This is a genomic window from bacterium (assembly GCA_035559435.1).
Classification (GTDB): domain Bacteria; phylum Zixibacteria; class MSB-5A5; order WJJR01; family WJJR01; genus JACQFV01.
Map to the genome: position 1 here is coordinate 1 of DATMBC010000064.1, position 15345 is coordinate 15345.

At 62.6% G+C, this 15345-nt stretch carries 8 protein-coding genes; 5 read left to right on the plus strand and 3 right to left on the minus strand.

Annotation, left to right across the window (positions count from 1 at the left end):
• The 3 genes from VNN55_07545 to VNN55_07555 all read left to right on the plus strand — a co-directional run.
• Positions 1-386 (plus strand): rhodanese-like domain-containing protein (locus VNN55_07545; GenBank protein ID HWO57403.1); only part of this gene is annotated, 386 nt, incomplete at its 5' end.
• 17 nt (positions 387-403) lie between these two features.
• Positions 404-856, plus strand: a complete 453-nt coding sequence (locus VNN55_07550; GenBank protein ID HWO57404.1) for a MauE/DoxX family redox-associated membrane protein — start codon at positions 404-406, stop codon at positions 854-856.
• Positions 857-913: 57 nt separating this feature from the next.
• Positions 914-1648, plus strand: coding sequence for a class I SAM-dependent methyltransferase (locus tag VNN55_07555; protein HWO57405.1), 735 nt, complete (start codon positions 914-916; stop codon positions 1646-1648).
• Positions 1649-2033: 385 nt separating this feature from the next.
• Here the strand turns inward: VNN55_07555 and VNN55_07560 are convergent, their stop codons facing one another.
• The 3 genes from VNN55_07560 to VNN55_07570 form a co-directional block, all read right to left on the minus strand.
• Positions 2034-3068 (minus strand): site-2 protease family protein, encoded by a 1035-nt coding sequence (locus VNN55_07560; GenBank protein HWO57406.1) that lies wholly within the window; start codon positions 3066-3068, stop codon positions 2034-2036.
• Between the two features lie 125 nt (positions 3069-3193).
• Positions 3194-7744 (minus strand): PQQ-binding-like beta-propeller repeat protein, encoded by a 4551-nt coding sequence (locus tag VNN55_07565; GenBank protein HWO57407.1) that lies wholly within the window; start codon positions 7742-7744, stop codon positions 3194-3196.
• Positions 7745-8395: 651 nt separating this feature from the next.
• Positions 8396-12985 carry a PQQ-binding-like beta-propeller repeat protein gene (locus VNN55_07570; GenBank protein HWO57408.1) on the minus strand — a complete coding sequence of 1530 codons (4590 nt, stop codon included), beginning with the start codon at positions 12983-12985 and terminating at the stop codon, positions 8396-8398.
• A gap of 717 nt (positions 12986-13702) precedes the next feature.
• Here VNN55_07570 and VNN55_07575 point away from each other — a divergent pair.
• The gene (locus VNN55_07575) at positions 13703-14584 is read left to right on the plus strand and encodes a hypothetical protein (GenBank protein ID HWO57409.1); all 882 of its coding nucleotides are present in this window, start codon (positions 13703-13705) and stop codon (positions 14582-14584) included.
• A gap of 29 nt (positions 14585-14613) precedes the next feature.
• The gene (locus tag VNN55_07580) at positions 14614-15303 is read left to right on the plus strand and encodes a DUF1573 domain-containing protein (protein HWO57410.1); all 690 of its coding nucleotides are present in this window, start codon (positions 14614-14616) and stop codon (positions 15301-15303) included.
• The last annotated feature ends 42 nt before the right edge of the window (positions 15304-15345 follow it).

A 15345-nucleotide genomic window follows, 5' to 3' on the forward strand; every position in this document is an offset into this window, starting at 1 on the left:
TCATCCGCCCCGCCTCCGCCGCGCCCGATGACCCGCCGTTTCTCACCTTCGCGCAGGCACGGGCCCTCCACGATGACCGCGACAACGTGATCTTCGTCGATGCCCGCTACCCGGAGGATTACGAAGCGGGCCACATCCCCGGCTCGGTCCTGCTGCCGTTTGAAATGTTCGACGACTATTGGGCCGGCGTGGAACCGCGTTTGCCCAGGGACAAGAAGATCGTCACCTACTGCTCCGGCGAGGAATGCGAACTCTCGCTGTTTCTGGCACGGCTCCTGCGCGACCGCGGCTACACCGATGTCGCCATCTTCTACGGCGGCGCGCTCAAATGGCAGGAGAACAATATGCCGATGGAGACCGCCGCCGCGCCGCCTCCCGGCGCCTGACCCATGCGAGGAGACTTATGAACGCGCTTTTGAAAAATGAGTGGCTCTCTCTGGTCTTCCGCCTGATTGTCGGCGCGGTTTTTGTCTACGCCGCTCTCGACAAGATCATGCACCCCGACGGCTTCGCCAAGGCGGTGAGCAACTACCGCATCCTGCCCGGATCGCTCATCAACCTCGTCGCGCTCTTCTTGCCCTGGCTTGAGCTGCTCACCGGCGCCGCGTTGATCCTCGGCACCAAAGTCGAGGGCGCATCATTCCTCATTAGCGGCATGCTCGTGATCTTCTTGATCGCCGTCACCGCCACCCTGATCCGCGGCATCAGCATCGACTGCGGCTGCTTTACCACTTCTTCGGCGGGACGCAAGGCCGGCTGGGGTTTGTTGGTGCAGGACACGCTCCTGCTTTTGCTGTCGTTGCATCTGCTCGCGCGCGGCCCCGGACGCTTCGCGCTGGAAGCCAAACGCGCTTAGCCGCCGATTCGCCGGCCAGCCGCCTGACCTGACCTTGTCACCGAGCGACCCCGCGCAATGAACTCGACCACCTTCCTGGCCCGTCACTACAACACGATGACCGGGTTTCCCGGCCGTATCGACAGCCTCGCGCAGATGATCGAACCCTGGGTGCGGGAGTGGAATGTCCGCGCCGCCCTCGATGCCGGCTGCGGCGGCGGCGCATTGATGTTTGCGCTGGATCGCCTCGGTGTGGAGCCGGTCGGGCTAGATCTGTCCGAATCAATGCTGCGTCTGGCGCTCGACAACGCCCGCGCCGCCGGCAAGTCCTGGCGCTTCGCCGGCGCGCCGTTTCCGTCGGCCGGCGCGATCTTCCCGCGCCGTTTCGATGCGGTTTTCGTCCTGGGCAACGCCTTCATCGGGCTGGACGGGGAGAGGGCGATGCGCGAATCGCTCGATGGCCTGCGCGCCTCCCTCAAGCCGGGCGGACACATCCTGATTCAAAACCTCAACTTCGAGCCGTTCTTCCTCGGTCTCAAACGCCTCATCAACCGGCGCGTCGTCGGCGACTGGCGCTATCTGCGATATGCCGTCCCGCTCGATGACCGCCGCTTGTTCTTCACCGCCATCGCCGACTCGGAGCGGGAACCGCTCGAACTGGTGACCAATATCTGGCAGCGCTGGGATCGTGATCGCATGGTCGATTGTCTGCACGCCTCCGGCTTCACCGAGATCGCCATCTACGGCGGCATCAACCGCTCCCCCTATGAACCCCGATCATCCACCGATCTGGTGCTTGCGGCGCGCGGGTAAGCTCTACAAATGAAAAAGGCCTCGTCCCCGTTCGAGGCCCTCTTCACTTCTACTGCCCCTTCCCACCTATGAGAGCAGTACCGCTTGTGTGTTCGGGATCGGAGTCGATTGCCAGGCGCCCATCCGTTGGCTTCAGGAATCATCCCTGAGAAGCTCTACTCCACCCTCGACTCCGACCTCCCTCGGTGTTGCGACGAAGAGTCTTACAGGTCCACACCGATTCTATCAACCGCCATGCCAATCCCGCGCCGGTGCCGCGCCTTCCTCGCAACCCGCGCCCCAACAACATCTTCCCGAAATCAGCTCGGCCCGTTCTATTCGTCTGATTCATGTCCGTTTCGCAATTCCTGCGGCGAACGCCGCATCCTGCGACGCAGCCGCTGCGTTAGGGCGTCACACGAAACGGCACCGGTGTGAAGCTGACCACAAAGATCAGCAGCGCGACGATGCCAAGGATCACGCGCGTCCGTCCGATGGGAACATCATCATGCATCGTTGGCGGATGCTCCGGTCGCACCAGAAACCCGATCACCACCCACATTAACCACCACGGCCACCAGAACGACGCCGCCGCCAGCGCCGCCATCGTCACCAGCGCCAGCCACCGTTGCCCGCGGCGAAAAATCGCATACGCGATATGCCCGCCATCCAGCTGCCCGATCGGCAGCAGATTTAGCATCGTGATCAATAGCCCCGCCCACCCGGCAAAGGCGATCGGATGCAACATGATGTTTTGCTCATCGCCGATGCCGGGGAAGAAGATCGCCGAAAACAGACGGAACAGCAGCGAATCCCCGAGGAAGATGCCCTCTCCGCCCGACGGCGGAGCCAGCGTCGACATCGACATCCCCACCGCCAGCGCAATCACCGCCACGACAAATCCCGCCAACGGTCCCGCCACCGCCATGTCGAACAACCCCACCCGGTCGCGGATTGGCGAGCGCAAGCGGATGAGAGCGCCGAAGGTCCCGAGAATATTGGGCGCGGGAATGAAGTACGGCCAGGACGCATCGATTCTGTGTCTGCGCGCCAGCACAAAGTGCCCGAACTCATGGAAAAGCAGGATGGCCAGAAACCAGAACGCGAATGCCGTCCCGCCCACCAGGATCGTGGTCGCCACCGTCGCGCAAAACAGCGCAATGTTCAGCCACGGGATCCCTTCGGCGGCGCGCGTCAGCGGGACCGTGATCATCACCCGCCACGGCGCGGTCACCGACGCCACCGGTTCGATCACCGCATCCTTGTACCCGGCCGCCAGAAGCCGCCCGTTGGCCGTGATCTCGAAATCGGGAATCGGCACCCGCACCTGACCGGCCAGAATCACCGCCCCCGGCCCGGCCTGCACGGTGTCGAGCAACCAAAGATCATCCAGCAAACGGCGAATCTGCGCCACACGTTCATGGACTTCATCGCGCCTCATAAGTCTTGCATTATACCCAATTCGCCGCCCCGCGTCACCGGCCCTCTCGGCAAAAAGACAAGGCGGATGGCTTGCGCCATCCGCCTTGCTGTCGAACCATCGCGTCGCTTGCGCAACGCGTCGAACTAGAACCGCCAGGCGCCGACCGGCTGATCGCCCGCGTTGCCCGAAACAAACGAGAGCAACTTGGCGATATCCGCCGCGTCGTTGTCGCCATCGGCGTCCACGTCGCCCGAGTAGGCGGCGGGATAGATGTAGTTGCCGCCCTGCAGCCAGCAGACGTCGGCGAGGTCGACCAGACCGTCATCGTTGACATCGCCGCGCGCGTAACCCGCCCAGCGGGCGGCGCGCTTGGCCAGACCCAACGCGCCGGCTTCGATCGTCGCCGCGTTGTTCGAGCTGGCATCGATGCCAAAGAGGGCCATGGCGTGTTCCGCCGAGCCGCTCGGGGCCAGACTGATGCTCTCCACCGACAGCGCAGATTTGTCCGCCGGCGAGGCCACTTCAATCGTGAAGCCCGACTGGGCGTTGACGTACCCGTACAGGAAGTTCAGGTCGTTGGTGAACGGGCCGGGGTAGACGGTCAACGGGTTGTCGATAATGCGCGCCGCCAACAGCGGATTGGCCGTCGGATCGACACTCGCATACAGCGACGGCTGGCGCACGCTCAACAAGCCGTACGCGTTGCCCGGAGCCGCCTGATCCCAGATGAAATACCCGTTCAGCGCCGGTGAAGCCACGCCGACGTTGGTGTTGTAGTCGGCCGTGACATCCCAGTCCATGAACTCGCCGAACTTGATGTTCTTGGCCACCGCGTCCCGGTTCTCGATCGCCACATGGATCAGCTTGAAATCGCCGTACAGAGGATCGTACGAGCCGACCTCGGTCAGGACGATGTTCGTGCCGACTGCGGCCTTCGGAGTGCCGGCGGTCGCGGCGGTGTTGGTGTCGGCGAAGCCGGTGATCAGGATTTCGCCGTGGATGTCCACCGGCGTGCCGGGGCAGCCGCCGGTACGGTAGGCGCCCAGAAGCACATCGGCGAACTTGTCGACCCCGCAGACCGTGCTCGGGGCCGGGTTGGCCACGAACAGATCCGTGTGATCATAGAACTCGGCATGGATACGAGCGCCGCCGTCCGGAGCCGGTCCGGCCAGCGAGTCCGCCATCAGGATGAACCCGCCGTCGTAGAGGTTGGTCTCCGAATCGTTCGGATCGCCGTCCCACACCAGGTCGTCGCCATGCTGGTCGGACAGACCGCCCGTGTTGTAGACGTTCTCGAGGTGGTGTCCGGCCACGGTGGAATCGGACGTGTTGAACAGCAGGCGCTTGTTGGCATCCGCGCAGCCGCCGACGTAGTGGATGGTGAAAAACGCCGTCGGGCTGCCATCATAGTTGAAGTCCGGATCGTCCATGTCGATCTCGAGGATTTCGTCATCGAGACCGCGGCCCAGTCCGGTGCCGTCGTAGGTCCAGTCGAGACCCGCGTTGCTGCCCGCCGCCAGCGAGGTCGGCACGGGCGCGCCGTTGATCAGGACATTCGACGTGCGAACGATGTTGGCGCCGGCCGCCATCGAACGCGCGCGGTCACGGCTCGACGAGGACGCGAGAAGCTCCTCGTTGGCCGCGATCATGCGCGCCTCGGTCGCCGACCACTCGCCGTCCACCAGCTCGTTGGTCACACCCGCCAGGCGCTGACGCTTGGTCGGATTGTCGATCGCGTAGCTGGTGTAGCCGTCCAGGTTCGCCGAGGCGGCCTGTACGCCGTTGCGGAAGTCGCGCGCATTGCGCGAGGCGATCGTCGCCGCCACGCCGTCCGGAAGCGGATCGGCGATGTTCAGCGCCGTGAAGTTCAGCGGCTGGTCGCCGATGTTCATGAACACATCGGCTTCGCTGTGCGTGAGGCCGGAGCCGGAGTTGAGCGGCACCTCGACGGTCACCTCATGCAGGCACTGGATCAGACGCGGACGCGAACCGGCGTTCAACTGATACGCGGAGATGCGGCCGCCCAGACCAAGCAACTGACGGATGCCCACCACGGCGTAGCTGTCGCCCAGGGAAGACGTCGCCAGCGCAGTACCGTTGATGATTTCGCCGCCGGTAATGAACGGGAACTCACGGTACCACTCAATACCGCCGTCTTGGGCATTGAACAACCACCAGCGGCCGTTGCGGTCGCCGGCGAACAGGTACGCGTCGCACGACAGCGTGACAATCTGCGGCACCATGAACAGCGACACGCCGCAGAGGTTCTCGGCCGCGAAGTTACGCGCCGCCAGACCGAGGTCCTTGTTCACCTGCAGGATGCCGAAGTTCGGGTTGTCCAGCGGGAAGTACACGAAGTTGCGGCCGATCGTCGGCGTGCCATACAGGCCCGTGCCCTGCGAGCTTGTCCACACCACGGACGGCGCCACGCCGGACTTGTCGATCTTGTAACGGTAGCCGATGTTGTTGGCGTCCTTGGTCGCGCCGTAGAGGAAGTCGCCTTCCACCGAGACGCCCGAAGGCCAGCCCTCACCCGGCACCCCGACAAAGTTCCAGTCGATCGCGCCGGTTGCGGCATCGATCTGGTACAGCGAACCGGCCACGTTCGAGCCGCCGATCGCCGTGCCCACATACAACTTGCCACCGCTGACCGCGGGACCGTGCTTGGCCCCCACGTCCAGCATCACCGGATTGGTCGCCCAGCCCGGATACAACGCGCCGGTGGCCGCATCGAGCGCATAAATCGCGCCCGCGCCCGCCGCCGGCTCGGTGCAAACGATCAGAACCGAGGTTCCCGCGATGTCAATCACCTTCGAGGTGTTGAAGCGGTTCTGGTGGATCAGGGGGGTGTTCCCCGGGTTCTTCGACCAGATCGTCGGCGAGGCCTCGAGGTTGGTCTCCAACGCCGAAACGGCGTTGAATGATCCACCGGTGGCAAACACGACATCACGGCCCAGGGCATTGACATAGGCCACGGTGGTGTTGCCGCGGTTCGAGGAACCCATCTCCGGCGCGCCCTGCAACTGGGCGATGAAGGCGCCCGTGTTCAGATTGTAGGCGCGCACTTCCTGGTCGGAGGAGATGTAGACGATGTCGTTGTGAACGCTCGGGTTGGTGAAGTTGGAGACGCGCGGCAGGGGCTGCGTCCAGGACAACGTCACCTGGTTCGGATCGCCCACATTGATGGACGAGGCCGAGGTCTGCTGCGCATCATGGGCAAACTGCGACCACTGGTCCGGTCCGCCCGCGCCGCAATCCACTTCAACCGCCGGCAACTCCTCGCGGCAGATGTCGAACTCAAAGAGCAGTTCGCGGTGCGACGCCGACACTTCGCCGATGTAACGCCACTCGTTCAACGCCGGCTGGAAGCGGGCGATGGAACGATAGTACGACGGATCGCAACCCGTCACCGGGCCCGACCCCAGCACGCCGTTGGTCGTGCCGGTTCCCGGAACTACCTGCAGCGTCACAAACACATGCTGCACCGGGCCGCCGTTGAGCGTGCCCCAAACAAACGGAGTCGTCAGCGCCCAGGTATTGAAGAAACCGGGCGACCAGGCCGCCTCCGGAATCACTTCCGAATACAGCAGAGTGCCCGGGAAGGCCGGACGGGGCAGGCCGCAGGGCGATGGCGGACCATCGTTCGCGTAGATGCCCAACAGGAGGTCGGCCTTGTCGGCGATCGAGCCGCCATTCATGGCAAACGTGACCGCGTTCAGGGTGTCCAGACCGGTCGCGGAGAGGCGCACGCCGAGGATGTCGCGCCCGCCGCCCACGCCCGACGGCAGCCCAAAGGCCGCGTCGATCGCTGCGTTCGGATCATAATAGAGCTCGGTCGCGCAGTTGCCCGGCGTGCAATGCGTCGCCGGATCGTCCGGGGTGTAGCCTTCCGACCAGGTCAGGTTCGTCAGATCGAACCCAGGGCCGAAGTTGGCTTCCCAGAACTGATCCATGTCCAACCAGCCCGAGCCATACTCGTTCCACTGGGAACAGTAGTTGGCGCCCGGGGCGTGGTGGCCGGCGCCCGAACCGCCGTCAGTGCCGATACGGATCGTGCCGGAGCCAAAGGTCGGAGAGTACCACGCCGCGTAGTACGGACCGCTCTGGCAGCACTCAATCGTAAACGGCAGGTTGATAAGGAAGAACCCGCTTCCCGTCCAGGTGATCGAGTAGGACGGGCCGGCGCACAACGCACCACCGGCCACCGGCGCCGGCTCCTGCGTGCACATCGGGTCCGCCGAAGGCGATGCCACGGCGAACACCAGCGGCTGCATCACGATCGTAAACGGGAACGGTCCGGCGGTGTTGCCGATGATCGTGTTGACTGCCGTCACGTCGAACGAGGGGCTGTTCGAACAGACCGCGCCAAAACGCGCCGGATCCTGCGGGTCCTGGTAACCGGCATAGAATTCGCTGCCGAAGTACCAGTTGCTGATCCCGTAGGTCAGCGGACCCTGATACTGGCCGTCGCAAAACGTCCCGGGGACGGTGCGGTTTTGACCCGCATTCACCGTCACCACCGGGTCGGCAATCGACGCGCCCAGGATCGGTGTGCCAGTTTTGCTCCCGCTGCCGCCAAACGCCTTGATCGGGGGCTCGCCCGGCTGACCCGGATGGTCAAGGGCAAATCCCGATGGAGACGTCAACAACAGCAGTCCGAGAGCCAGAACTGCAGTGAAGAGTTTTTTGTGCATTTAATAAGTCCTCCTGAGTCAGAACTCAGATGTGAAGCTTCGTCAGGTTTCCTGCCGCCAGCCGCCGTCCGCCCCACAGCGCCCCCACCTCAGGGACGCCATGTTCCGGTTTTCGGCCTTTCCCGCTGTCTGTCGAGTCGCTCTCGGCGACGGTGACCTTTACCAAGACTTCCGCAGACTCCCGGACCAAACCGTCGATCACCCACGATGTGATCAATCTGAAGTTGGGCCCGAAACGCCTGCTCGTGAATTCGTTGGTTCTGCGACTTGGCTCAGTCGCGGCGATGGGATCAGGCTGAAAACGACCGGGAGGAGGAGATAAAACAACCCAGTCGCTCTTGCGCCTTTCCCTCGCGGAAAGGGAGCACCGTTCGGATGGGATAGTTTTTCGAAGAGTCACCGACGGTTCGTGACGCCGCCAGCTTCAAACGCTCGGGAAAGAAGATAAGATAGCATCAGCATCTGTCAAGAAAATTCCGATGCTTTACCATCCGGGATGTGTGATATAGTCTGAGTTAAGCCTTATTGCCACATCCCGGCTATAAGCTCCCGCTCACGGGCTGCACAAAAAATGGGCAAAAAGAAGGGGGGGAAGGCCGAAGCCTTCCTCCCCTTGGCCGAACGGCGTTCCCGAAGGAACGCTTGATGCCTTTAGAACCGCCAGGCGCCGACCGGCCGATCGGCCGCATTGCCTGACACGTACGAGAGCAACTTCGCGATGTCGGCCCCGTCGTTCAGACCGTCGTTGTTCACGTCGCCGGAGTAGGCAGCCGGATAGATAAAGTTGCCACCCTGGAGCCAGCAAACGTCGGCCAGGTCGACCACGCCGTCATCGTTCACGTCGCCGCGCGCAAAGCCCGCCCAGCGGGCGGCACGCTTGGCCACGTCGGCGGCATTGGCTTCGATGACCAGCGGATCGTTGCTGGAGGCATCAACGCCAAAGACCGCCTGATGGATCGCCGCGGACCCGTTCGGACCGAGACTGAACGGCTTGTTCACCAGCAGGCCCGATTTGTCCTCGTTGGTGGCGGGGTTGTGAATCTCCCGCGGACCGCCATGCACCAGTTGCGACCAGACGGTCTGCAACTTGGAATCGGAGCCCATATCCCACGGCGCCGGGTCATAGACGTCGTTCGGGTTCGACAGGATCCAGATCTTGTGCGGAGAATCGAACGTCGGATCGACACCCGCGTACGTCGACGGCATGTTCGGGTTGAGCCAGCCATAAGCGATCGTGCCCACCGGACGCGACCAGATGGCATAGCCGTTGAACACGTCGGAGACGATACCCATGTTGTCGGTCCCGGCGTTGACGTCCCAGTCGCAGAAGGTGCCGGCATGGATCGGGCCCTTGGCGACTGCATCACGGTTGGTCATCTCCCAACGGATCAACTTGAAGTCGCCATACAGCGGATCGTAGGCGCCCACTTCGGTCATCACAATATCCAGACCGATCGCGGCACCCGGCGTCCCCGGCGTGGCGGCAAAGTTGGTGTCGGAATAGGAGGCAATGACCTTCTCCCCATGAATGTCAACCGGCGTGCCCGGGCAGCCACCGTCGCGATAGGCGCCGAGGACCACGTTGGTGACGTTATCGAAGCCGCAGGCACCCGAGGTCGGGGCGACGTTCGGCACGAAACGCTCCTGGTTGCCAAACATGTCCATAAAGATCTGGGCGCCGTAGTCCGGGGCCGTCCCACCCGCCACGGAGTCGCCGGCAACAATCAGGGTGCCGTCAAACAGGTCGGCTCCCGGACCAGTGGCGTCAGCAGCGAACAACCACTCGTCGCCGCCGTCGTCGCCGAGGGCGCCGTGGTTGAAGACCGTCTCGTAACTGCCGTCATTGTTGAAGGTTAGCGTGTCCTCAGCAAAGACGCAGCCGCCCTGATAAAGGATGTGGAATGTAGCCACCGGCGATCCGTCGAAGTTGAAATCCGGATCGTTCATGGTCAGCTCAATGTCATTGGCATCAGCGCCACGCCCCAGACCGGTACCGTCAAAGGTCCAGTCCAGACCCGCACTGCCGGCCGGCGCGATCGTCGTTGGGACCGGCGCGCCGCCAACCAACACGTTGGAGGTACGGATCATCGCGGCACCCGCCGCCATCGAGCGCGCGTCATTGCGGGTCGACAGCAGACTCTCGTTCGACGCCATGGCCGCCACTTCGCTGGTCATGAATTCACCGTCGACCTTGTCGGCGGTCAGCCCGGCCAGACGCTGGGCTTTCGTGAAGCCGGTGGTGAGGTAGTTGGTGTAGCCATCATATCCCGCTGTGGCAGAATTGATTGCCGTGCGGAAATTGATCGCGTCGCGCCGAGCGGAAGCCATGCCATCCGGGAGCGGATCGACGATGTTCAACGCGGTGATATTCAACGGCATGTCGCCGATGTTCATGAAAACATCGGACACGCTGTATGGATTCCCCGGGCCGGCGCCCAGCGGAACGACAACCGTCTCGTCGGTCTTGCACTGGATCAAACGCGGACGGGGACCGGCATTCAGCTTGTACGCCGAAACACGTCCACCCAGGCCGAACAACTGACGGATGCCGACCACGGCGTAGCTGTCGCCCAGAGATGAGGTCGCCAGAGACGTGCCATTGACGATCTCTCCGCCGGTAATGAAGGGGAACTCGCGATACCACTCGGGCAACCCCGTCATGGCGTTGAACAACCACCAGCGGCCATTGCGATCGCCGGCGAACAGGAAGGCATCGCACGACAGCGTCACCGTCTGCGGAATCATGTAAACCGATACGCCGCAGATGTTTTCGGCCGCGAAGTTGCGAGCCACCAAACCGAGGTCCTTGCTAACCTGCAAGAGGCCATAGCTGGGGTTGTCCAGCGGGAAGTACACGAACCCACGGCCGATCGTCGGCGTGCCATACAGGCCGACACCCTGCGTGTTTGTCCAGACCACGGACGGAACCGCGCCGGAGACGTCGATCTTGTAGCGATAGCCGAGGTTGTTGGCGTCCTTCGTGGCGCCATAGACGAAGTTGCCTTCGGTCGAAACACCCGACGGCCATCCTTCACCCGGGATGCCCACGAAGTTCCAGTCGATCGTGCCGGTTGCGGCATCGATCTGGTACAGCGAACCGGCCACGTTCGAGCCGCCGATCGCCGTGCCCACGTACAACTTACCGCCGTTGACCGCCGGGCCATGCTTGGCCGCCGCGTCCAGAATTACGGGGTTGGTCGCCCAGCCCGGATACAGGGCGCCGGTGGCCGCGTCGAACGCGTAGATCGCGCCGTTGCCGGCCGCTGGCTCGGTGCAGACAAACAGAACCGAGGTCCCGGCAATATCCACGACCTTGGAGGTGTTGAAGCGGTTCTGATGGATCAGGGGTGTGTTCCCCGGGTTCTTCGACCAGATCGTCGGCGAGGCCTCCAAGTTGGTCTCCAACGCCGAAATCGCGTTGAACGATCCGCCAGTGGCAAACACGACATCACGGCCCAGGGCATTGACATAGGCCACGGTGGTGTTGCCGCGGTTCGAGGAACCCATCTCCGGCGCGCCCTGCAACTGGGCGATGAAGGCGCCTGTGTTCAGATTGTAGGCGCGCACTTCCTGGTCGGAAGAGATGTAGACGATGTCATTGGCAATCGTCGGGTTGGTGAAGTTGGTCACGCGTGGCAGGGGCTGCGTCCAGGACAACGTGACTTGATTGGGATCGCCCACATTGATGGACGAGGCCGAGGTCTGCCGCGCATCATGGGCAAACTGCGACCACTCGTCCGGTCCGGCCGAGGCGCAGTTTGATTCGATTGCCGGCAGAACTTCACGGCAGATCAAAGCGTCCCACACGAACTCGAAATTGCCGCCCGGCGTGCCGGAATAGTAGTTCCGCTCGCTGGTGTAGAGCCACTTCGGTCCAAGTGTCCCATCGTAATTCGGGAAAAAGAGCACCGAATGGCTTTCGTCAGGAGCCGGGAGGCATCCGGTCGTCGTCACCGGATCACCGGCCGGGAAGCCCGTGCCGTCACCAGCGGCCACGCCGCAGGTTACAAAGAAGTCGACCGTCGGTCCGCCGTTAAGCGTTCCGAAGACCAGATCGGGCAGCGGAACCACCGTCATCATCGGGTAGACGGTCGTAACGCCCGTCACCACAGTCGAATAGACCAGCGTGCCCGGGGTCGGCAGACCGCACTCAGGCGACGGGGGCCCGTCACCCAACCACACCTCGATCAGCAGATCGTCGGCACCCGGAGCGCCCGGATTGTACCGCAGAATCTGGATCTCCTTGAGGGTGTCGGCGCCAACCGCTTGGAAGCGAACGCCGGCCTTGGTGCGGCCGCTGTGAGAGCCCGACGGAATCGGGAAGTAAGTCGACCAATCGTCGTTGCCATCCACGAAACGGCGCGCTTCGCCATCCGTGGCGCACGTGCTGGTCGGCGACGAGCAGGTGTACCAGAATTCGTAGGAGCAAGTGCCTGGCGTGCAATGCGTTGCCGGATCGTCCGGGGTGTAGCCCTCGGCGAACACGATGTGCTCGAGGTTGTACGGTCCCGGAGAAGGCCAGGTGAAGTACTTGGACAATTCGTCCCAGCCGGTGCCGTAATCGTTAAACACGCCGCACGTGGCGCCCATCGGGCTGGCGTAACCGCCGTCGCAGCCCAAACGCAACGCGCCCGCGGTCGGAGCATAGTAGCCGGCGAAGAACGGCCCGCTCACGCAGCACTCGACCGGGAAGGGCATGTTGAAGAGATAGGTGGCCGCGGCGCCAAACGTCAGGCTATACAGCGGACCAGAACACTGAATGCCGCCCGCCACCGGGGCCGGGGCAATGGCGCACTCCGCAGTGGAGGACACGCCGAAGACCAGCGGCTGGAAGGCAAAGGTGGCTGGGAACGGGCCGGCCGAAAACCGAAACACCGCGTTGGTTGCCGTGACGTCAAAGGACGGCGAGTTGGAACAGGTGCCGTTCCAACGGGCGGGATCCGACGGATCCTGATAGGCGGCGTAGAACTCATTGCCCGCATACCAGCCACCGACACTGTACGTGTAGGCACCCTGCCACCAACCGTCGCAGAATGTCCCCGGTACCGTGCGGTTCTGTCCGCCGTTCACCGTCACCAACGGGTCGGCCGAGACCTCGGGTGTCGGAGTAAATGCGGCCTTGCTCAGCCCGTTGCCGTAGACCTTGACCGGGACCTCGATCGGGCTGTCCGACGCGAAGACCGGCGTGGTCGCCAGCAACAAGGCGAGAGCCAGAACTGCAATGAAGAGTTTTTTGTGCATTTAATAAGTCCTCCTGAGTCAGAACTCAGATGTGAAGCTTCGTCAGGTTTCCCGTCGCCCGCCGTCCCCGTCCCATGTCGCCCCCACCTCGGGGCGCCATGTTCCGGTTATCGGCCATTCCGGCTGTCTGTCGAGTCGCTCTCGGCGACGGTGACCTTTACCAAGACTTCCGCAAACTCCCGGACCAAACCGTCGATCACCCACGATGTGACCAATCTGAAGTTGGGTCCGATACGCCTGCTCGTGAATTCGTTGGTACTGCGACTTCACTCAGTCGCGGCGATGGATGACGGCCAAATCGACACGGGTAGGAGGAAATAAAACATCCCGCTCGGTTTACCGCCCTTTCCTCGCGAAAGGGAGCACCGTTCGGATGGGATTGTATTTCGAAGAGTCACCTGCGGTTCGTGACGCCGCCGGCTTCAAACGCTCGACCCCAAGATACCCATCCCGCCCGACCTGTCAACCGATTTAGTGATTTTCTGAACAAAATTCGCCAAGCGACGACTGTGCGTAACCGACCAGATACCAGAGTATTCTTATCGTCATTACAAGCCCTAAATCAACCCGTTTTGGTGGTATTTTGCCTGAATCTTGTGACGAGTAGAACGAATGTCATCAATTTCACTCCGCATTAGCACTGCCATGACTTCCCGGTTGCATTCGGTTCGACTACAGGAGTATTCTCGCCGATGGGGGGGGCAGTCTGATGCACGGATGCATCCACGTCTGCCCATCTTCGCCGGCCTCCTGGTCCTCTTCCTGGCCACCGTCTCCGCCGCCCAGACCGTTCCTGACACCCAGTTCTGCGGCACTGGCCCGATCAACAGTCGTTTCAGCGTCTCGGAGACTGTCGACAGCGCTCGTGTGGCAATACGCCTCCCCGATGCCCTCGCCGGCACCCTGATAACCTCCATCCGCGCCTACTACCTCCAAGGCCAGCCCGACACCACCAGCGCGGCAACTTGGGCGGCTCACGCCGCTTTCGCTTGGGCATTGCACACTGGCAACGTGGATCAACCTGGCCCGGTCGCCGACATTCCGACTGCGGTCTCTCTTTCCGCAAACCCCAATCTGCGTATCGGCGGCTGGGTGGAATCCCCGGTCAATTGGCAGATCCACTCCGGACCAACCTATTGGCTGGTAGGGTATTGGCAGCAGAATGCCGCGTTTGTGCGCCTGGGCGCCAACCAGTACAATCCTGACCTGACAACGATGATCGGCTACGCCGATGGCGGCAGCGATGTCTGGATCGGCCACGCGGTCGGCTTGATGGTTGAAATCCACTATCTGCGCCCCGATCAGGGGCCGCCGAGCGGCATCTTCGATGATCCCGCCTCCGAGCCGGCGGGGGAGAGGGCTGTGGCCAGTGCCCGTCTCGAAGGCCCCCAACTGGTCGTATCCCTCGCCGACGCCTCAGCGCCCTACACGTTCTCCGTGGTTAACATCCTCGGCCAGACACTCGTCTCTGGCAGCGGTGCCGCTCCGACGGGAGAAATCCGACTTCCATGGAGCATCCACCGCCCCTCCAGCGTATACTACTGCCGGATCGTCGCCGGAGGAGTGGTCACTACCATCCCGCTGGTGCACTTGAAGTAACGCTTGAGGATCTGTTACGGGAGGACTGAATGCTTCGTTCCAAGTTGTTGCTGTCGTGTGTCTTAATGCTCGTGTTCGCGGTCGCTGCCTCCGCCCAGCCCAAGCTCAAGATTGCCGAGGAGAACTTCGATTTCGGCTACACCCCCGAGGGGTTGCCGGTCATGCACAAGTACTGGGCGCACAATGTCGGCACCGACACGCTCAAGATCATCCGAGTACGTCCCAGCTGCGGTTGCACCAGTGTGCCCCTGACGAAAAACCGCCTGGCCCCGGGCGACTCGGTCAGTCTGGCCCTCAAATTCGACACCCGGCGGTTCAAGGGGAAGCTCTCCAAGACCGCCACGGTCGAAACGAACGATACCCTGACCACCGCCAACAAGCTCAAGTTCACCGCCGAGGTCGGGATGTTCGAAGGGATCATGATCGCCAATCCGGCGATGGTTTACCTCGACACCCTGGGAAAGTCCGAGCAGGTGGTGATGATCAAGAACACCAGCGTGGCGCCCTACAAGATCAGCATCGCCTCGCCGCTTGAAGATTTCATGCACTTCGAATTGTCCACCACCGAGTTAGAGGGCAAGGGGGAGGCGGCAATCCTCATCCGCGCCACCCCGCAAACCCCGATCGGCGAGTACAATGCCTCCGTGACCCTTCATTTCGAAGGTCCGCAACCCCAAAACCTGACCATACCGGTTTATGGCGTAGGTTACTTGCCTTAAAGCATCGCGCTATGTTCATTGGCTCGGCCCTCCGGCGCAACC